This window comes from Pontivivens marinum (genome assembly GCF_900231835.1).
Taxonomy (GTDB): Bacteria; Pseudomonadota; Alphaproteobacteria; order Rhodobacterales; family Rhodobacteraceae; genus Pontivivens; species Pontivivens marinum.
In genome coordinates this window covers 136,361-155,771 of sequence record NZ_OCTN01000005.1, presented here as the reverse complement: position 1 = coordinate 155,771, position 19,411 = coordinate 136,361, and the positions used below count along the sequence as shown (strand labels likewise).

The window sequence follows — 19,411 nt, the reverse complement described above, 5'->3', positions numbered from 1 at the left end:
CCACACATTCACGTCGGTTCAGGCTGGCGAAAAACCGCCGTTCCCTAGGCCTGCATTTCCGGCAGAACCTTAAAGAACAAGGCCTGATCAATCAGAACGCGCAACTTGCGTTCGTCAAACGGTTTGGCGATCACAAAGGTCGGCTCGTTCCGTTCTCCTGTTAGCAGGCGATGCGGATAGGCCGTGATAAAGATGACGGGCATCTGTTCACTACCAGCGCCCAGAATATCCTCAACCGCATCAATGCCGCTGGACCCATCGGCCAGTCGAACATCAGCCAGGATCAGATCCGGCGTCAGGTCGGTTACCGCGGTGACGGCCTCGTCCCGTGTGCGGGCGACGGCGATCACATCATGGCCCAGCTCCTGCACGATATGGCTTAGATCCATCGCGATCAGGGGCTCGTCCTCGATGATCAGCACGCGCGAACGGCGCTCGTTTTCCAGCTCGGCCATGCCGATCTCAACCAGTTCCTGTGCCTCGGCCGGTGGAACGCGCATGATGCGGGCGATGTCGTGATGCTGGAAATCCTCAAGCAGACGCAGCAATAGCGCCTCACGCGTGCGGGGGGTCAGGACCGATAGCTGCCCCTGCATTGCAGCCTCGCGTTGCGAGATCATATCGGTATTGGTCGAAATATCCTCGCCCGAGGATCGCCAGATGCTGCTGAACACCTCAAACAGGGTGCGTCGTGCATTTGTGCTGCCTTCTAGCAGGGTGGCATCCGCCAGGATCGCCTCCATCGTCGCCACAGCATAGGCGTCACCGACGCTTTGCGATCCGCATAATGCGCGGGCGTAACGGCGCAGTTCCGGCAGTGATTTACCAATTTGGCCGCTGATATCCATGTCGTCCCTCAGAATTTACATTGGTTTTATGGTAAGGCGTTTCCTTTGGAACGTTCAGCCCTACCTGTAAGTTAGTAACATTGTAGGGCTGTGCGTACGTCGGTCAAACCCACGCGCCATTGAAACACGCGCCGATGAAACAGGAAACACTAGGATGGTCGGATACGACGACACAGAGCGTTCAGAAAGCGAGCGCCGGATCGAAGCAAACCTCAAGCAGGTCTATGAGGATAGCATGAGCGAACCGATGTCCGGCCAGCTCGCCGATCTGGTTGCGCAATTGCGCAAAAAGGCTGCGTCAAAAACAGACGGTACTGCCGATGAGTGATGAAATCGACTTCGAACAAAGCATCGTTGAACTGGTTCCCGATTTGCGTGCCTTTGGCCGCTCGTTAACCCGCGAACATGCGCGCGCCGATGATCTGGTGCAGGACACCATCGTAAAGGCGCTGTCCAATAAGGAAAAGTTTCAGGCCGGCACAAACCTGCGGGCATGGTTGTTCACGATCCTGCGCAACACCTTCTATTCCTCGAAGCGTAAGCAAAAATGGGAAGTTGAGGACGTTGACGGCGCCTATACTGACAGCCTCAGCGTGAAACCCGCGCAGGATGGCGTGATGGACCTTAGCGATTTTCGCAAGGCGTTCGAGACATTGCCCTCGGATCAGCGTGAGAGCCTGATGCTCGTCGGGGCCGCCGGAATGTCCTATGAGGAGGCAGCCCAGATTTGCGATTGCGCGATTGGCACTGTCAAAAGCCGGGTAAACCGTGCGCGTGCACGCTTGACTGACATGTTGGGCATGGATCAGGATGAAGCCGGGCTAACCGATGGTACGACCCTCGCTGCTATGGTCGATTCAGGTCGGGGCGCCGCATAACCCGTTTAAACCAGAAACAGGATGCAGAAGATGCCTAAACTCGTACAAAATGTTCCCGCTATCGCATTTAAGATTGCCGCGCTGGTGGCCGTTGGCGCATTGGCTGGTTGTAGCCTGATATAACAGGACGCCTGTGCCGATGTTTTCGGGGCAGCCGCCTCGATGACATCGCAGGCCACAGATCAAACTGATTTCAATGCGCCGGCCCGATAGGTTGGCGCATTATACGTATCGGGCCCATTTTATTGACTCTGGGGCGCGCAGACACATTTTGTACGGCACTAATCTGTGACTATGCGGAATGCTGAGGCAGGCATCACCTGACTTAAACTTTATCGGACATTCATTTTAAACAGGAGCACTAAACATGACTAAAATCGCAATTACGGTATCCTCCCTTCTTCTGGCCGGCGCAGTTCTGGCTGGCTGCAACACGGTTCGCGGCGTTGGCGCGGATGTGGAGCGCGGTGGCTCGGCCATTCAGGATGCAGCAAACGACGCATCGAACTGATTTCAAATGCGCTGGCCTTAATGGCCGGCGCATTACATCGCCCGGACGAGGGCCAAGCTCAGCCACGGCGTGCTGACCAAAATCGCCACACGGATCAAATCACTGGCGACGAATGGCATGACACCGGCATAGGTGCGGCCCATCGGAACGCCCTTGGCGATGTCGTTGATGATAAACAGGTTCATCCCGACCGGCGGCGTGATTAGCCCCACCTCCACCACGATCAGCACCAAGATCCCGAACCAAATCGCGGTTTCATCCGGCGTCATGCCGAACTCCAGGCCTTGGATGATCGGAAAAAAGATCGGTATCGTCAGCAGGATCATGCTCAGGGAATCCATGACGCAGCCAAAGATCAGATAGGTCAGCAGCATCAGCAACAACACCGCCATCGGGCTGAACCTACTGGCAACCACCCATTCGGCCAAGGCTTGCGGCGTTTGGGTAAAGGCGAGGAATGTATTGAACAGCTGCGCCCCGAACAGAATGAAATAGATCATCGCCGTCGCCTGCGCGGTTTGCAGCACACAATCGGTAAAGCTGCGCCGGTTTAAACCACCGCTCAACAGGCCGTATAATCCGGTTAGGACCGCGCCGACCGCTGCGCCCTCAATCGGGGTGAATAGCGCCTGCCTGCCGGTTTTGCCCCAATCCCAATCGGCGGCAATGCCCCCGATCACCAAGGCAAAGATCATCACCACCGGCCAAACCTGCAACAGTGATCCCATCCGCTGCGCCCATGGCTTGCGCGGCATCCGCTGCGCCGATCCGGGTTTCAGCGTCACATATAGCAGCACAACGATGACATAGCCCGCCGCCGCCAGCAGACCGGGCAGGATCGCGGCGGCAAACATCTTCTCGATATTTTGCTCGGTCAAAATGGCGTATATGACCAGAATGATTGAGGGCGGGATCAGAATGCCCAGCGTGCCGCCCGCCGCTAAAACACCCGTGGCCAGCGCATCGGAATAGCCGTACCGCTTCATCTGTGGCAGCGCGACCTGCCCCATGGTCGAAGCCGTCGCCAGCGACGATCCCGACACCGCGCCAAAGCCCGCACAGGCCCCCACAGCGGCAATTGCAATGCCACCACGGCGATGGCCCAACCAGTCAGCGGCGGCACGGAACAATCGCTCGGACATGCCAGATTTCGACGCGAACTGCCCCATCAGCAGAAAGAGCGGCACAATGCTGAGGGAATAGGACGCAAACGCATCCCATGTCACACTCTTGAGCATGCCCAGCATCGGCGCAGAGGTTCCGCGCAATATCCATACTCCGACAAATCCGGTGATCGCCATCGCTGCGGCAATCGGGATGCGCACTGCAATCATGACCAGCATCGCGGCAAAGCCTGCTGCGGCCATCTCTAACCCGCTCATGCCAGAACCTCATTCGTGGATCGCCAGATGGAATGCAGCGCGGTGACAGCAAACATAACCGCACCGATCAACCCCACGGCATATCCCCACCAGACAGGCATGTTCAGCTCATATGTCGCCTCAACCCAGCAATAGGGCTGGGCGAGGTCTGTTGCCGTCCACAGCCAGCCGAAAATCGCGTCATTGGGGTCGGCGCAGAACTTGTCAGACATGCCGATCCACAATTGCCGCGCCATAATTACCGCAACTGCCGCCAGTGCGACATCGCCTAGCAACGTACTGAGCGCCTGTAGCCTAGGTGACAGCCGCTGAACCAATAGATCAACGGTGACGTGTCCACGGTTGAGCTGACACCACGGTAGAAAACTGAACACCGCGATGGCACAGCCGATCTGGACCAGCTCGAAATCCCCCGGAACAGGGCCGAGGCCATAGGGCACCAGCGCCCGCCCGATGATGGACAGAACCGTCATCGCCGCGATACCGGCCAGAACCAGCCCGCCGAACAGGGCCATTGCCCGTGCAGTCGCGGCCAGTACCGCGCCTGCCCTCTGTTCCAATTGCGGTGCGATTGCCGCCATGCCCAACCCCTCACAGGTAACTTCGGGGTTCAGGGGCATTATCTAGGCATTTGTGTCAAGCGTTCAGGGATGACCAGACGGGAACCAGATCACCCTGCTGTGCCCGCGCCGCATGTACGCCCCGTGCAATCGCACGGGCCAGACAGATCGACGCCGCATGCCCCAGTGCCAGCGGATCGGCCCCGTCCTTCGCACCGGTTGCGGCAGCGAAAACCAGATCGCCATCCATGGGCGTATGGGCCGGAACAATCGCACGCGCCATGCCGTCATGGGCGGTAGTGGCCATGCGGGTACAGCCTGCCTTGTCCAGAACCGCGTCGGTGGCAACGATAGCGATTGTGGTGTTTCCGCGCTCGAACAGTTCACGCTTGGTACGGAACGTATCGGCGAGAGATGGCGGCATGCCCGCACCCAAGCCTCCAAACTCGTCCTCAACCTCGAACGGAGCGGCCCAGAACCGCCGCCCGTCGCTGGTCACATTGCCGAGGGAATTCACAGCAACCAGCGCGCCAACCGTATGACCACTGGGCAGTGTTAGTGAGGCAGACCCCAAGCCGCCCTTGAGCAAGCCCGCAATCGCCCCAGCACCTGCGCCCACTGTGCCCAGATCGAAATCTTCGGACGCATCGCGGTAGGCCGCATCGCCCAAGGCACGATAGGGGTTAATGCCCCAATCCTTGTCCCCGCCATTGACCAGATCGAACAGAATGGCGGCGGGCACAATCGGCACCCGCGCCGGCCCAACGGCAAAGCCGCGGCCATCTGCGGCCAGCGCATCCATTACCGCCGCGCCAGCATCCAGCCCGAATGCCGAGCCCCCGGACAGCACCAACGCATCCACCGCCAGCACCGATTTATCCGGTGCCAGCAGGTCCGTTTCCCGCGTACCCGGTGCGCCGCCCATAACGTGCACACCGCAGGTGAACGGGGCATCCGATACAAGGACCGTGCTGCCGGAACGGATGGTGTCATCCTGCGCGTTACCAACACGCAGGCCTTTGACATCAGTGATCAAATTTCGGGGGCCGGGCAGGTAAGACATCAGATGCAGCGCCCGCCATCGACTTCCATTGCGACGCCGGTGACCATGCTGGCCTCCTCGGACGCAAAGAAGCATGCCGCGTTGCCCATATCCTCGGCTGTGGAAAAACGGCCCAGCGGAATGGTGGAGATGAACTTCGCCCGAATTTCCGGCGTGTCCTCACCCATAAAACTTTTGAGCAGAGGCGTTTCACCCGCCACAGGGTTCAGCGCGTTGACGCGAATGCCAAAGGGCGCAAGCTCCACCGCCATCGCCTTGGTCGCTGTAATCACCCAGCCTTTGGACGAGTTGTACCAGTTCAAATTAGGACGCGGGCTAACCCCCGCAGTCGAGGCGACATTGACGAAGGAGCCGGATTTGCGTTCCTTCATGCCCGGTACAAAAGCCTTTGCCATCAGGTAGATAGATTTGGAATTCACGCGGAAAACACGGTCGAATTCCTCCTCGGTCACTGTCTCCATCGGCTTGGGCAAATGGGTGACGCCGGCATTGTTCACCACGATATCGGGTGTGCCGAAAATCGCCTGTGCCTGCGCGGCCAAGTTCGTGACGCTGTCGCTATCGCCAACGTCCACCTGCACCGCATCGCAGCCCAATTCAGCGGCCATTGCGGTGGCGGCCTCGCCGTTTAGATCCGCGATGATGACGCGTGCGCCCTCGGCAATGAATTTGCGGGCGATGCCTGCGCCAAAACCTGACGCGCCGCCGGTGACGATGGCTGTTTTATCTTTTAATCGCATGGAATTATCCTCCCTAAAATGGTGTTGGTTTAGCCGTGGCGTGCAGCGACGGTTTTCAGGGTGGTGAAGCCGTAAAGCGCCTCGAACCCCTTTTCACGACCATGCCCCGACAATCCGCTGCCGCCAAAGGGCAGTTCAACACCGCCGCCAGCGCCGTAATTGTTCAGGAAAACCTGACCCGCGCGTAGTTTCTTGGCTAGGCGCATCTGCCGTGCACCACTATCGGACCAGATGCTGGCGACCAGACCGTAATCGGTACCATTGGCGATCTTGACGGCGTGCTCCTCGCTATCAAAGGGGATAACCACCTGAACAGGACCGAAAATTTCATCCCGCGCAAGGGGGTGATCCGGCGCCAATCCGGTTAGCAAAGTCGGCGCGACATAGTGGCCACCCTGTGGCGCATCATCCACGATACGACCCTGACCGGCAATGTCGCCGCCCAGTTTCAGGAAGCCCTCGACCGTTGCCTTCTGACGGGCGGAAATCAGGGGGCCGATCTCCAGATTATCCTTGGCCGCGCCGACGCGCAGGGCGCTGTAACGCTGGGCCATTTTGTCCACAACCTCCTGATAACGCGAGCGTTCTACAAGGATACGGGACGAGGCGGAGCAGGTTTGGCCGGCGTTCTGAATACCCGCATTCACGAGGAAGGGCAGGGCGTCGTCCAGATCGGCATCGGCAAAGACGAGTTGCGGGGATTTCCCGCCCAATTCCAATGTGACCGGTACGATGTTTTCCGAGGCTGCACGCTGCACCATACGGCCCACGCCGACCGATCCGGTGAAGCTGATATGGTTGATTTCCTTGTGCGCGGTCAACGCACTACCGGCCTCGGCACCCAATCCGGGAACCACGCTGAGCGCCCCCTCGGGCAGGCCCGCCTCATGCGCGATGGCGGCAAAGGCGAGGGCGGTCAGGCAGGCTTGCTCGGCTGGTTTCAGGATGCACGCATTGCCCGTTGCCAGGGCCGCGCCGACCGACCGGCCGATGATTTGCATCGGGTAGTTCCAAGGCACGATATGACCGGTAATGCCATGGGGTTCGCGCAGGGTGTAGACGGTATAGCCATCTAGGTAAGGTATTGTTGTGCCATGTAATTTATCCGCAGCGCCGCCATAGAATTCCAGATAGCGGGCCAGTGCGACAGCATCGGCGCGGGCCTGTCCCAGCGGTTTTCCGACGTCCTGCGCCTCTAGCTCCGCCAGATCATCTGCGCGTTCCAGAACCATGCGGCCGATCTTGCTCAACAACCGGCCCCGCTCGGCGGCTGTTGCGCGGCCCCAATCGCCAGAGAGTGCTTTTTTCGCTGAAATTACAGCCTGTTCGATGTGATCGGCGTCGCCGCGTGCGATCTCTCCGATTTGCTCACCGGTTGAGGGATTTTCGAGGGGGAGGTGGCTGGCGACCGGGTGCCACTGACCTGCAATAAAAACGCCGCGCTGATCAAAATTCATGTCGTTCACTCCAATTTTGGCGCAACCCAAACGTGCGCCTGACGAAAGGTCAAGCGCGGTTGCGTTAACCTATATTTCGGCAGGCTGCGCTGTGGCTGCTTTCCGGCTGCTATGTGGCTGGCAGAAAGCCAGCAGCCGAAAAGAGTTAAAGGCGATCGCGCAGGGCGTACCAGCTCATCGCGAGGGCCAGCAGCGGTGTGCGCCAACGGGGAGGGCCGGGAAAGGCGCGGTGGGCAAGGCGCGCCATCGTGTCGAACCGCGGGCTGTTGCCGGTAATCGACTCGGCCATCAGCGCGCCGGACAGCGTGGCCAGCGCGACCCCGTGACCGGAATAGCCGGACGCCGACAGCACCCCATCCTGCAACCGTCGCAGATAGGGCATCCGCGACATGGTGATCGCCAGCGTTCCGCCCCAAGCATGGGTGATTTTTGCATCGGCCAGCTGCGGGTAAATCTCTAGCATCGGCTTACGCGCCTTGGCCGCCAGATCCCTGGGGAAGCGGTAGGAGTAGCTCTCGCCCCCGCCAAAGAGCAGCCGGTGATCGCGGCTGAGGCGGTAGTAGTTCACCACAAAGCGGCTATCGGCCACGGCGACATTATCGCGGATCAGTTCGCGCGCCAGTTTTTCGCCCAGCGGTTCCGTCGCCACGATGAAATTGTTGATCGGCATGACATGGCGCGCCACCTGCGCGTCCAGCGGCCCCAGATAACCGTTACAGGCCAGCACCACATGATCGGCGGTGATGGTTCCCGTGGCCGTGGTCAGCACACGCCCGTCGCGGGCGGTGACGGCGGTGTTCTCATATATCGTGACGCCCGCATTACGCGCGGCAGCGGCCAGACCGAGCGCATAGTTCAGCGGGTGCAGGTGCGCCGCGTCAGGGTCATAGGAGCCTGAGAAATAGGCGCTGGTGCCCAAACGCTCACCCACCTGCTGTGCGTTCAGGTATTCCACGGGGTAATCGTAGTGCCGGTTCATATGCTCCACATAGGCGCGGCTGTCGGCGGCATAGCGTTGGCGGTGATCTGTATGCAGCACGCCCGGTGTCAGGTCACAGGGGATGGCGTGCTTGGCGATCAGGGATTTGACCAGCGATTTGGCATCCTGCCCGATATTCCACAGGTCGCGGGCGGCCTGCATGCCGAGGCTTTGTTCCAGATCGGGCTGATCGATCCGTTGGCCGGACCCGACCTGTCCGCCATTGCGCCCTGACGCGCCCCAGCCGACGCGGTGCGCATCGACCAGAACAACGCGCCGCCCCGCCTGTGCCAGATGCAGCGCCGCGCTGAGGCCGGTATAGCCCGCGCCGACAATGGCGATATCGGTGGTGATATCGCCATCCAGCGGCGCGGAGACAGGGTGCGGGATCGCTGTTTCCGCATACCAGCTGGGCGGATATGTTCCCTGTGTGTCGTTGGCGTAGAGCAGGTTCACGCGGTGAACGCCCCCTCGGCCTTGGCGACGGCCATGCCCTCATCCAGGCTTTTCCATGCCAGCTCGACCAAGGTGTCGATCTCGGAATCCGAGATGGTCAGCGGCGGCGACAGGATCATCTTGTCCCCCACATGGCGCATTACCAGACCGTTGGCAAAGCACCGTTCGCGGGTCATTAGGCCGACCGTGCCCTCATTCGCGAAACCAGCGCGGGCCGAGGCATCTGGCGTGAGTTCCAGCGCGCCCATCATGCCGACCATTCGGGCCTCACCCACCATCGGGTGATCTGCAAGGCTGGCCCATTTTTTCTGCAAATACGGACCGGTATGTTCGGCAACGCGGGTGACGATGCCTTCTTCCTCAAGAATCCGGATATTCTCCAGTGCTACTGCCGCTGCAACGGGGTGCGAGGAATAGGTATAGCCGTGGTTAAAGTCGCCGCCATCCTCGATCACCTGTGCCACGCTTTCGCGAATGATCGAGCCGCCGATGGGCTGGTAGCCGGAAGAAAGCCCCTTGGCGATGGTCATGATGTCAGGGTCGATATTATAGGTTTGCGAACCGAACCAGTTGCCGGTCCGACCAAAGCCGCAGATGACCTCATCCGCGATCAGCAGGATGTCGCGTTCCTTGCAGATGCGCGAAATTTCGGGCCAGTAGGTTTCGGGGGGAATGATAACGCCGCCGGCGCCCTGTACGGGCTCCGCGATGAAGGCGGCGACATTGTCCTGCCCCAGCTCATCAATCATCTGGTCCAGTTGTGCGGCGCGGATGCGGCCAAATTCCTCGGGCGAGTGATCGCCCCCCTCGGCCCACCAATAGGGCTGATCGATATGCACAATGTCAGGGATCGGCATGCCGCCCTGTGCGTGCATTCCCGACATCCCGCCCAAACTGGCAGAGCCCATGGTGGAGCCGTGATAGCCGTTCTTGCGCGAGATAATCGTGCGCTTGGTCGGTTTGCCCATCAGGTGCCAGTAATGGCGGGCAAGGCGGATATTGGTGTCGTTCGCCTCGGACCCCGAGCCGGCATAAAACACGCGGTTCATATCGCCCGGCGCGATTTCGGCCAGCTTCGCGGACAGGGCCACTGCGGGCGGATGTGTCGTCATGAAGAAGGTGTTGTAATAGGGAAGCTGCTGCATCTGACGTGCTGCAACCTCAGCCAATTCATGCCGACCATAGCCGATATTCACGCACCACAGACCGGCCATGCCGTCCAGAATACGCTTTCCCTCACTATCGGTCAGCCAGCACCCGTCCGCCTGCGTAATCACACGCGCGCCACGGCTGCGCATTTGCGCGGTATCCGAAAACGGGTGGATGTGATGCGCGGCGTCCAGCGCCTGCATTTCCGCGGTGGGGGGGTGGTTATCCTTCGGTGCCATGTGAGTCTCTCCTTTGCGGTGAGAGTGGCGCGGCGGCGCGGCGAAGGGAAGGGAATAAGCAGCGTCGGGCGGGTTGTGCGGTCGTTATTTTCGCTAGCCTCATCTGACCGGAAATCGCCCCGTTCGCAGGGTTATTTGCCCCATATATGTATGCAAGTGAGCGGCGCACTTGACCGGAGGCGCTTCGCGGCCTTAGTGAAGCCGGTCATTCTGGGTCAAGGAGCAGGATCATGGGTTTCAAATGCGGTATCGTGGGCCTGCCCAATGTAGGCAAATCGACGCTTTTCAACGCGCTAACGCGCACGGCGGCTGCGCAGGCTGCCAATTTTCCGTTCTGTACGATCGAGCCGAATGTCGGTGAGGTCTCGGTTCCCGATACGCGCCTGCATGAACTGGCCGCTATCGCACAGTCCAAGAGCATCATTCCCGCGCGCCTGACCTTCGTCGATATTGCCGGTCTGGTGAAGGGTGCCAGCAAGGGTGAGGGGCTGGGCAACCAGTTCCTGGCCAATATTCGTGAGACAGACGCAATCGCCCATGTGCTGCGCTGTTTCGAGGATGACGACATCACCCATGTTGACGGGCGCGTTGACCCCGTTGCCGATGCGGAGGTGATCGAGATGGAGCTGATGCTGGCCGATCTGGACAGTATCGAAAAGCGCCTGACCAACCTTCAGCGCAAGATCAAGGGCGGCGACAAGGATGCCAAGGAGCAGGAAGCCCTGCTGCAAAAGGCCAAAGCCGCAATCGAGGATGGCCGCCCCGCCCGCACCGTTGAGGTGGACGAGGATGAGCAGAAATCCTGGAAAATGCTGCAATTGTTGAGCGCGAAGCCCGTGTTGTATGTTTGCAACGTCGAGGAAAGCTGCGCGGCTGAGGGGAATTCCCAATCCGCCCGTGTTGCTGAAATGGCTGCTGCACAGGGTGCGGTTTCGGTCGTTATCTCCGCCGCGATTGAGGAAGAAATCTCGCAGCTCGACGATGCGGAGCGCGATGAATTCCTCGGCGATATGGGGCTGGAGGAAGCCGGTTTGGATCGCCTGATCCGCGCGGGTTATACTCTGCTGAACCTACAGACCTATTTCACCATCGGTCCAAAGGAAGCTCGCGCATGGACTATCCATGAGGGAACCAAGGCGCCACAGGCCGCCGGTGTGATCCATGGTGATTTCGAGCGTGGCTTTATCCGCGCCGAGACCATCGCCTATGCCGATTTTGTCGCGCTGGGCGGTGAGCAAAAGGCCAAGGAGGCGGGCAAGATGCGCGCTGAGGGTAAGGCCTATACCGTCGCGGATGGCGACGTGCTGCACTTCCTGTTCAACACCTGATTTTACCCGTTGGTGGGCCGCCTAACGATTGCGGCCCATCAACTGCATTAGCCGGATTTGCATCGGCGGCAATGTGCGATCACCCAATGGTGGCAGTTGGTGCGAGGTTAGGCGATAGCCTAGCCAGATGCTGAGAATGCCAAAAACCACTCCCCCAACAGCCTGACCGATCAACACGCCGCTGGCCCCGTACCACATGGCGCCCAGTGCCACGAACGGGATCGTGCCCAGCGTATTGCGCCCCCAGTTCACACAGGCGGACCATAGCGGGTGCCCCAGATTGTTGAACACGGCATTGCCCACAAAGATCGCGCCGTTAAAGCCCCAGAGCAGCGCAATCGGCCCGCAGAACAGGTAGATCAGGCTGCGGGTGATGCCCTGCGCCTCGAACACACCGGCGATGGGGGCGCGCAGCAGGTACAGCAGCGTGGCTGCGACCACGATATAGCCCACGACAAAGAGCAGTCCGTCGGTAAAGGCGCGGCGCACGCGCTCCGGCTGGTTCGCGCCTGCATTCTGACCGATGATCGGGCCAATCGCGCCGGATAGGGCAAAGATCACGGCAAAGGCAACGGGCGCGATGCGGCTGATGATCGCCATGCCGGCCACGGCGTCCTCACCAAATTGGGCCATGGAGCGTGTCACCCATGCTTGGCCCACGGGCGTTGCCACATTGGTCATCATTGCGGGAATGGCCAGCGCGGCAACGGGGCGGATATCCGCCACCAGCTCCGAGATACGCGGCAGCGGCAGTCCGCCATAGTCCCGCCAGATCGGCCGCAGCGCAAACCATGCCATTGCCATGCGAGAGATGACTGAGGCGATGGCTGCGCCCTGTAGCTCCATATCGAAGCCAAAGATCAGGATCGGGTCCAGCACGGCATTCACAACCGCCCCGCCAATGGTGGACCACATCGCCGCGCGTGCAGCGCCATGGGCCCGCAGAAAGGCCCCCGCAGACATCGCGATCACAATGACCGGCAGCGATGGCACGATGATGCGCAGATAGCCGACGGCCAGATCTGCCACCTCACCCTGCGCGCCGATCAGCGCGACCAGGCTGTGCAGGTTCAGCCAGACCACGCTGGCGATTACTATCGCGATCCCGATGCCAAAGGTGATGGCGTGGCTGGCCACGTGGCGCGCGCGGTCGTTATCGCCCTGTCCAATCGCGCGGGCGCTAAGCGCGGCGGTCGCAATGGCAAAGGCGATGGAAATCGACGTGGTGAAAAACAGGATCGCACCGGCATAGCCGATCGCCGCCGCCAGCGCCGCATTGCCCAGCATCGAGATAAACAGCATATCCGCGAAATCGACCAGAAACACCGCCATCAACCCCAGCGAGGCCGTGAACGACATCACCGCAACGTGGCCCATCAGGGGCCCGTGCAGGAACTTAGCCTTCTCAACCATTGCGGACGACCCTCTCGGACAGTAGCAGGTGGCCCAGTGCGAGCAGCGCGGTCGCGGACCCCACCACCCCCAGCGCATTCACGCTAAGCGTTGAGATCGTCGCTGCGCCGATGCTGGAGCCTATCGTGGCCCCTAGATACACCGCCGCCGCGTTCAGGGCCAGACTGACCGCAGGCCGGTTGCCCGACATGCGCACGACCCTCACCTGCTGTCCCGCCATAAAGGACCATCCGAACACGGCCCAAAGGATCATCAGGACGGCCAGCATCCAGTCGGACATGGGCAGCAGGCTATAGGCGGGCATCAGGATGACTTGCGCGATGCACAGCATTTTCAGCGTTTTCAGCGGGCCGATCCTGTCCGCCATCCATCCGCCCAGATAGTTGCCCAGCACCGCACCCACGCCGAACAGGATCAGCAGGGCGGTGATGCCGTCGCGCCCATAGCCCATCGTTTGCTCGACCAAGGGGGGCAGGTTCGTGAAAACCACGTAGATCGCGCCCAGAAAGCTGGTGGTGAAGCCGATGATCAGCAATCCCCGCCAGTTTCGCAGCGCGTCGCGCAGGCTGTGCAGGTTTGTGACCTGAAATGGCAGATCGCGCGGCACATAGCGGGCGATGCCACCCATACAGAGCAGCCCCAGTCCGGCAACCAGCCAGAACGCGGTTTGCCAGCCAAAGGTGTAGCCGATCCATGTTCCCGCTGGCACGCCGAGCACTTGGGCAAAGGTTAAACCGGCGAAAACCGTTGCAAGTGCCTTGCCCTGCCGCTCGGGGGCTGTGATCGACGCGGCGACGCTGGCGGTGACCGGTGTGACGAGGCCCGCCCCCAGCGCAGAGAGCGCCCGTGCCAGAAAGAGAATCGCCGCCGATTGCGCGAATGCGATCATAATCGCCGATAGCGCAAACACCCCCAGCCCGAACAACATCACCCGTTTGCGCGATTGCGCGCCTGTGACGGCTATCAGCAACGGAGAACTGATCGCATAGGTGATGGCGTAAATGGTCAGGATAAATCCCGATTGAGATTCGGTCAGTCCAAAGGTTTCCTGAATCGGTAAGATCAGGCCGATGGCAACAAAGACGCCCATCCCAATGACGAAGTTGCCAAGCGACAGCACAAGGATCAGCATAAATATAGTCCTGCAAGGGGCGGGCCGATATGAGTGCCTGCTTTACAGACGCAGATATGACGATGCGATGCGGTAACTCTACTGTGTGGGTGGTGCAGGTGTCTTGCCCAAAACAGGGATAAGTTTATTTCTTAATGCGCATAAATAGCTGTGTAGGGGTGCGTTAACTAAATGGTAACTGTGCTGTTCGCGAAATATTGTTGCGCTATTGGGGGTGCTGATTTTGCATCAGGAACACAGGTGACCTGTTCGGTCATTCCCGTCAAATATCGAAAAAAGGATATTTGGTGGAGCCTAGGGGGATCGAACCCCTGACCTCCTGCATGCCATGCAGGCGCTCTCCCAGCTGAGCTAAGGCCCCGAACCGCTTGCACGATACCGGCGGATGTCTAGGCCGACTGCCGGTCCCGCGCAAGGGGAAAAGTGTTATTTCCGCAAAGACGGAAATCAATCGTCGTCGTTATCTTTCGATGCGTCTGCGATCTCATCGAGCGAAACGCTGTCATCGTCGTCATCGTCCAACACCGTATCATCATCGGCATTCAGATCGCTGTCGTCGTCATCATCGTCCAGCACGTCATCGACCACAGCCTCGGCTGCATCTGCCTTTGCCTTTTCCTTTTTCGCGGCCTCGGCGCGGGCGCCTTTGGCTTTGGTCAGGGTAAAGACCGACAGTTCATGCACTGCGCCGCAATTGGGGCACGTGGTCGGTTCATTATTCAGATCGTAGAAGCGTGTCGTGCAGCTAGGGCAAAGACGCTTCGTGCCCCATTCCTGTTCCGGCATCAGACTTCCCTCATTGCTCGTATAACTAAAGACGGTGCCGTGCCACAGGGGCGGATAGATGTCAAAGGCTTTGGCCCCTGAAAGCAGCAATGTGTTGCAATGCACCGCAAAACGGCGCACCTTCGCAGACGCAAACAAAAAGAGTCAGTACAGGGGACAGGCAATGCTGTATCATGCCTACGAATATACGCATGCGGCGCTAGGCCCAATGCGGCAGGCCGCGCGGATGGGCCAGCAGATGTTGTCCTCGCCGTTCAATCCCATGTCCACGTCCTATCAGGCCCGCGCATCCGCTGCTGCATGTGAGATGTTCATCAATGCGACGCGACGTTACGCAAAGCCGGAATTCGGCATCAAAACCGTCGTAACCGATGGTAAGACCCTCGACGTGGTTGAGCAGATCGAGCTGGAACTGCCATTTTGCAACCTGCTGCATTTTACCAAGCCTGACGCCCCTGCGGACCAAACACCGGTTCTGATTGTGGCGCCAATGTCGGGCCATTACGCCACGCTGTTGCGCGGTACGGTCACGCAGATGTTGCCCGATCACGACGTTTACATCACCGATTGGGTCGATGCGCGTGACGTGCCGGTCACCGCCGGTGATTTCGATCTGGATGATTATACCGATTACGTGATGGAGCTGTGCCGCTATCTGGCGCGCAAAACCGGTGAGCGTCCTGCGGTTCTGGCCGTATGTCAGCCCGGTGTGCCGGTTCTGGCCGCGGCCTCCCTAATGGCCGAGGATAACGATGCTGCGCGCCCTGCATCTGTTACGCTGATGGGGTCGCCGATTGATACCTCGCGCAATCCAAAGCAACCCAATGATCTGGCCACCGGTCGCCCGTTGAGCTGGTTTGAGAACAACGTCATCGTGACTGTGCCCTTCCCCAATCAGGGGTTCATGCGGCGGGTCTATCCCGGGTTCCTGCAACTATCCGGCTTTATGTCCATGAACATGGATCGCCATGTTGACGCGCATGTCCGCCAGTTCCGCAATTTGATCAAGGGGGATGGTGACAGCACTGCGCAGCACCAGACCTTTTATGATGAATATAACGCGGTGATGGATCTAACTGCGGAATTCTATCTGCAAACGATTGAGCGTGTGTTCCAAAAGCGGTCCTTGGCCATTGGCGAATACATGTATCGCGACCGTCTGGTACAGCCTGCGGCGATTACCGATATCGCCATCATGACCATTGAGGGTGAGAAGGACGACATTACCGGTCTGGGCCAAACCGAGGCGGCGCATGATCTGGCCTCGAATCTGCCGGATGAAAAGCGTGTGCACTATGTGCAGGAAAAGGTTGGCCATTACGGCGTGTTCAACGGATCGCGCTGGCGCAATTTCATCCAGCCCAAGGTGGCGGAGTTCATGCAAGCGCAGCGCGCACCCCACGCCTGAGGATTAGGTGAGCGAGCTTCGACGCATCGGGTCGCCTCCGATTACGGTGGTGTTGCGCCGTTCCGCGCAGGCGCGTCAGTTGACGTTGCGTGTGCCCTTTATCGGCGGTGATCCTGTGCTGACCGCGCCGCGCCGTGTGGCGGATAAGGCCATTGATGGCTTTCTGATGGAGCGTGAGGATTGGCTGCGCGCCGCATTGGCCCGCACGCCACAACCCGTCCCCATTGCCGAGGGGACGGTCATTCCTGTCGAGGGAAACCTGCACAAGGTTCAGTTGAGCAAGCGTCGGGGTATCGCGGCGGCGCAGGGTGTGCTGCACGCGCCGCTGGGCAATCCGGGTGGGGCGCTGTCCGCGTGGCTGCGCGGGCTGGCCCGTGACCGGCTGGCCACTGCGACGGTGCATTATGCGGCGCAGCTAGGCGTTCCAAGCGGCAAGCTGACCCTGCGCGACCCGCGATCCCGATGGGGCAGTTGTACCAGCGACGGCAATCTGATGTTTTCGTGGCGGTTGATTATGGCCCCGATGCAAGTGCTGGACTACGTCGCTGCACATGAGGTCGCGCATTTGATCGAGATGAACCACTCCGCCGATTTCTGGACCATTGTGGACCGGCTGAAACCGGGTTGGCAGGAGCAGCGCACTTGGCTGCGCACGGATGGGGCGGATTTGCATCGGTATCGGTTTGACGCCTAGGGCGTTGCGACGCCTGCCTCGCGCAATACCGCGCCAATCTCATCGTCCAGCAGGCGGCGTTCGGCCTCTCCCCTTACCGGAACGCGACCGACCTCCAGAATCAGTGGCGCGCTGAGGGGCGTGACATGGGGTGCTGCGACGTGATCGACGCGGCCCTTGATCCGGCTTAATAATTCCTCGACCCGATCAAAATCGACCATGCCGCGCATCGCCTCAGCGCGGGTGATTTCCAGCATCAGGTGCTCAGGATCATAGCGGCGCAGCGTGTCGTACAGGATATCGGTGGAAAACGTCGCCTGCCGCCCCGATTTGCGTTGGCCCGGCAGGTTCTGGCTGATCAATCCGGCGACGCGGGCAGGGATGCGGAAGGTCCGCTTCATCACCGTGTTTTCGCTGAACCACGTGTCCAAGGCGCTGCGCAAATCCTCGCCTTGCAACAGGGCGCCGGGGTCGGTCACAGGGTCCAGAGACCAGATCATCAGCGCGTAATCATTGGCGACAAAGCCGAGGGGGCCCAGCCCAGCCTCCTCCATCCGTCGTGTCAGGATAATGCCCAGCGTTTGATGGGCGTTGCGACCGGCAAAGGCGTACCAGACGGAATAGAAATTCGGCCCACGGGCAAAGGTTTCGACCAGCAGCCGATCCGCCTGTGGCATCTGGCTGATACGCGTTTGCAGGTCCAGCCAGTCGGCGCTGTGCTGTGGCAGGCGGGCCCATGCGGCGCGATCATTCAGAAAATCTAGCACGCGGTGCGCCAGTTTGGTGGACATGGCCAGTTTGCTGCCGCCAAAGGCTGCGATCTTGGGGGCTTTTCCGTTCGACGGACTAACGCGCACCGTCATTTCCCGCAGGCTGTCATATTCCACGACCTGCCCGCCAATCAGGAAGGTATCGCCGGGGACCAGTTGCGCGGCAAAGGCTTCCTCGACCTCTCCCAACATGCGGCCACGACGATAGGCGACCTTTAGCGTGTGGCTGTCCAGAATCGTGCCGACATTCATCCGCAGATCACGGGCCGCGCGGGGGTCGCGTAGCTGCCACTTGCCGTTACGTTCCACCAAGCGTTGATAACGGTCATAGGCGCGCAGGGCGTAGCCGCCGGTGGCGCAATAATCCAGGCACCGCTCAAATGCCGCCCGGCTGAGGGTGTGATAGGCCCCCGCACGTTTAACTTCCTCATAGAGCGCATCAGCATCGAACGGGGCGGAACAGGCGGTTAGCAGGATGTGCTGGCACAACACGTCCAGTGGCGCATCGGGGCGGGGATCGCCGTCCAGATCGGCATCCTCTACGGCCTCCAACGCGACGCGGCATTCGATGATTTCAAATTGGTTTGCAGGCACAATCAACGCCTTGGACGGGGCGTTATACCGGTGGTTCGCCCGCCCGATCCGCTGCACCAAACGCTTGACGTTTTTTGGGGCACCGACCTGTATCACAAGATCAACATTCCCCCAATCAATGCCCAGATCGAGGCTGCCGGTCGCCACAACGGCACGCAATTCGCCCGCCACCATTGCGGCCTCGACCCGCTGACGGGCCTCCTTGCTGAGCGAGCCATGGTGCAGGCCAATCGGCAGATTTTCGTCGTTTACCGCCCAGAGCGCCTGAAAGAACAGCTCAGATTGGGCGCGGGTGTTGATGAAGATGATGGTGATCTTGTGCTGGTGGATTTGCTGCATCACCTCGGGCGCGGCATGCCTGCCACCCTGACCGATCCATGGCGGGGGCTGGGCGGTGTCCAGCATGGCAATATCGGCAGGCGGGCCTGCATCGGCCAGCAGGATATCCGTATCAGGGCCAAGGAACCGAGCCAGCGCAGGCGGGTCCTCGACCGTTGCGCTCAACCCTGTGCGGTGGAAATCGGGGGCGAGAGTTTCCAGCCGTTCCAGACACAGGGTCATCTGATCGCCGCGTTTGCTTTCGGCCAGCGCATGAATCTCATCAACAATCACGCGGCGCAGACCGCCGAAGATGCGCGGGGCTTCCGGATAGCTGAGCAACAGGGCGAGGCTTTCCGGTGTGGTCAGCAGGATATCGGGGGGATCGACGCGCTGCCGCTGACGGGTGCTTTGCTTGGTATCGCCGGTGCGGTCCTCGATCCGCAGGTCCAGACCCATTTCGCGGACGGGGGTTTCAAGGTTACGCCGGATATCCGCCGCCAATGCCTTGAGCGGGGAAATATACAGCGTGTGCATCCCCTGATGCGGGCCGTTGGATAGCTGCACCAGTGAGGGCAGGAACCCCGCCAGCGTCTTACCCCCACCGGTCGGGGCGATCAGCAGGGTGGAGCGTGCCTGTGCGTCTAGTAGCGCGAGTTGGTGCGGGTGCGGCGACCAGCCCTTTGACGCAAACCAGTCGGTGAACAGGTCGGGCAGCGCCATGGGG

General features: G+C 60.2%; 18 protein-coding genes and 1 tRNA gene. 6 read left to right on the top strand and 13 right to left on the bottom strand.

Going from position 1 to position 19,411, the window contains the following annotated elements; all coding sequences use genetic code 11:
* Positions 1-44: 44 nt before the first annotated feature.
* Positions 45-848 (bottom strand): response regulator, encoded by an 804-nt coding sequence (locus CR254_RS12895; protein WP_097930622.1) that lies wholly within the window; start codon positions 846-848, stop codon positions 45-47.
* 154 nt (positions 849-1,002) lie between these two features.
* Between CR254_RS12895 and CR254_RS18080 the strand changes: the two genes are divergently transcribed.
* The 3 genes from CR254_RS18080 to CR254_RS12885 all read left to right on the top strand — a co-directional run bounded on the left by CR254_RS18080 (position 1,003) and on the right by CR254_RS12885 (position 2,237).
* Complete coding sequence (locus tag CR254_RS18080) at positions 1,003-1,176, top strand: hypothetical protein (RefSeq protein WP_180955989.1); 174 nt, start codon at positions 1,003-1,005, stop codon at positions 1,174-1,176.
* A complete protein-coding gene (locus CR254_RS12890) occupies positions 1,169-1,726 on the top strand; it encodes a sigma-70 family RNA polymerase sigma factor (protein WP_097930620.1) in 558 nt (185 codons plus the stop codon). Before CR254_RS18080 ends, CR254_RS12890 begins: the two co-directional genes overlap by 8 nt.
* 367 nt (positions 1,727-2,093) lie before the next feature.
* A complete protein-coding gene (locus CR254_RS12885; RefSeq protein WP_097930618.1) occupies positions 2,094-2,237 on the top strand; it encodes an entericidin A/B family lipoprotein in 144 nt (47 codons plus the stop codon).
* A 32-nt stretch (positions 2,238-2,269) separates the two neighbouring features.
* Here CR254_RS12885 and CR254_RS12880 read toward each other — a convergent pair whose 3' ends face one another.
* The 7 genes from CR254_RS12880 to CR254_RS12850 form a co-directional block, all read right to left on the bottom strand.
* A complete protein-coding gene (locus CR254_RS12880; protein WP_097930616.1) occupies positions 2,270-3,619 on the bottom strand; it encodes a TRAP transporter large permease in 1,350 nt (449 codons plus the stop codon).
* Positions 3,616-4,239: a TRAP transporter small permease gene (locus CR254_RS12875; RefSeq protein WP_097930614.1), complete on the bottom strand. Its 624-nt coding sequence runs from the start codon at positions 4,237-4,239 to the stop codon at positions 3,616-3,618. The genes CR254_RS12880 and CR254_RS12875 overlap by 4 nt, the downstream gene beginning before the upstream one ends.
* Positions 4,240-4,255: 16 nt before the next feature.
* Positions 4,256-5,242, bottom strand: a complete 987-nt coding sequence (locus CR254_RS12870; RefSeq protein ID WP_097930612.1) for a P1 family peptidase — start codon at positions 5,240-5,242, stop codon at positions 4,256-4,258.
* Positions 5,242-5,982: an SDR family oxidoreductase gene (locus tag CR254_RS12865; RefSeq protein WP_097930610.1), complete on the bottom strand. Its 741-nt coding sequence runs from the start codon at positions 5,980-5,982 to the stop codon at positions 5,242-5,244. The genes CR254_RS12870 and CR254_RS12865 overlap by 1 nt, the downstream gene beginning before the upstream one ends.
* Positions 5,983-6,011: 29 nt before the next feature.
* Positions 6,012-7,439: an aldehyde dehydrogenase family protein gene (locus tag CR254_RS12860; RefSeq protein ID WP_097930608.1), complete on the bottom strand. Its 1,428-nt coding sequence runs from the start codon at positions 7,437-7,439 to the stop codon at positions 6,012-6,014.
* A gap of 145 nt (positions 7,440-7,584) precedes the next feature.
* Positions 7,585-8,874 carry an NAD(P)/FAD-dependent oxidoreductase gene (locus CR254_RS12855; RefSeq protein WP_097930606.1) on the bottom strand — a complete coding sequence of 430 codons (1,290 nt, stop codon included), beginning with the start codon at positions 8,872-8,874 and terminating at the stop codon, positions 7,585-7,587.
* A complete protein-coding gene (locus CR254_RS12850; protein WP_097930604.1) occupies positions 8,871-10,262 on the bottom strand; it encodes an aspartate aminotransferase family protein in 1,392 nt (463 codons plus the stop codon). The genes CR254_RS12855 and CR254_RS12850 overlap by 4 nt, the downstream gene beginning before the upstream one ends.
* 230 nt (positions 10,263-10,492) lie before the next feature.
* Between CR254_RS12850 and ychF the strand changes: the two genes are divergently transcribed.
* Entirely contained in the window at positions 10,493-11,590 is a 1,098-nt protein-coding gene (gene ychF / locus CR254_RS12845; protein ID WP_097930602.1) for a redox-regulated ATPase YchF, read from the top strand.
* A gap of 21 nt (positions 11,591-11,611) precedes the next feature.
* Here ychF and CR254_RS12840 read toward each other — a convergent pair whose 3' ends face one another.
* The 4 genes from CR254_RS12840 to CR254_RS12825 form a co-directional block, all read right to left on the bottom strand.
* The gene (locus CR254_RS12840) at positions 11,612-13,003 is read right to left on the bottom strand and encodes an MATE family efflux transporter (protein WP_097930600.1); all 1,392 of its coding nucleotides are present in this window, start codon (positions 13,001-13,003) and stop codon (positions 11,612-11,614) included.
* Positions 12,996-14,135, bottom strand: a complete 1,140-nt coding sequence (locus tag CR254_RS12835) for an MFS transporter (protein WP_097930598.1) — start codon at positions 14,133-14,135, stop codon at positions 12,996-12,998. The genes CR254_RS12840 and CR254_RS12835 overlap by 8 nt, the downstream gene beginning before the upstream one ends.
* Positions 14,136-14,420: 285 nt before the next feature.
* Positions 14,421-14,496: transfer RNA gene (locus CR254_RS12830), tRNA-Ala, on the bottom strand.
* Positions 14,497-14,582: 86 nt separating this feature from the next.
* Positions 14,583-14,921, bottom strand: coding sequence for a TIGR02300 family protein (locus CR254_RS12825; protein ID WP_097930821.1), 339 nt, complete (start codon positions 14,919-14,921; stop codon positions 14,583-14,585).
* 163 nt (positions 14,922-15,084) lie between these two features.
* Between CR254_RS12825 and CR254_RS12820 the strand changes: the two genes are divergently transcribed.
* Complete coding sequence (locus tag CR254_RS12820; RefSeq protein ID WP_097930596.1) at positions 15,085-16,329, top strand: polyhydroxyalkanoate depolymerase; 1,245 nt, start codon at positions 15,085-15,087, stop codon at positions 16,327-16,329.
* 7 nt (positions 16,330-16,336) lie between these two features.
* On the top strand, positions 16,337-17,023 hold the full coding sequence (locus CR254_RS12815) for a M48 family metallopeptidase (RefSeq protein WP_097930594.1): 687 nt from the start codon (positions 16,337-16,339) through the stop codon (positions 17,021-17,023).
* Here CR254_RS12815 and CR254_RS12810 read toward each other — a convergent pair.
* The gene (locus CR254_RS12810; protein ID WP_097930592.1) at positions 17,020-19,407 is read right to left on the bottom strand and encodes a ligase-associated DNA damage response DEXH box helicase; all 2,388 of its coding nucleotides are present in this window, start codon (positions 19,405-19,407) and stop codon (positions 17,020-17,022) included. The two genes, CR254_RS12815 and CR254_RS12810, sit on opposite strands and share 4 nt — an antisense overlap.
* Between the last annotated feature and the right edge of the window lie 4 nt (positions 19,408-19,411).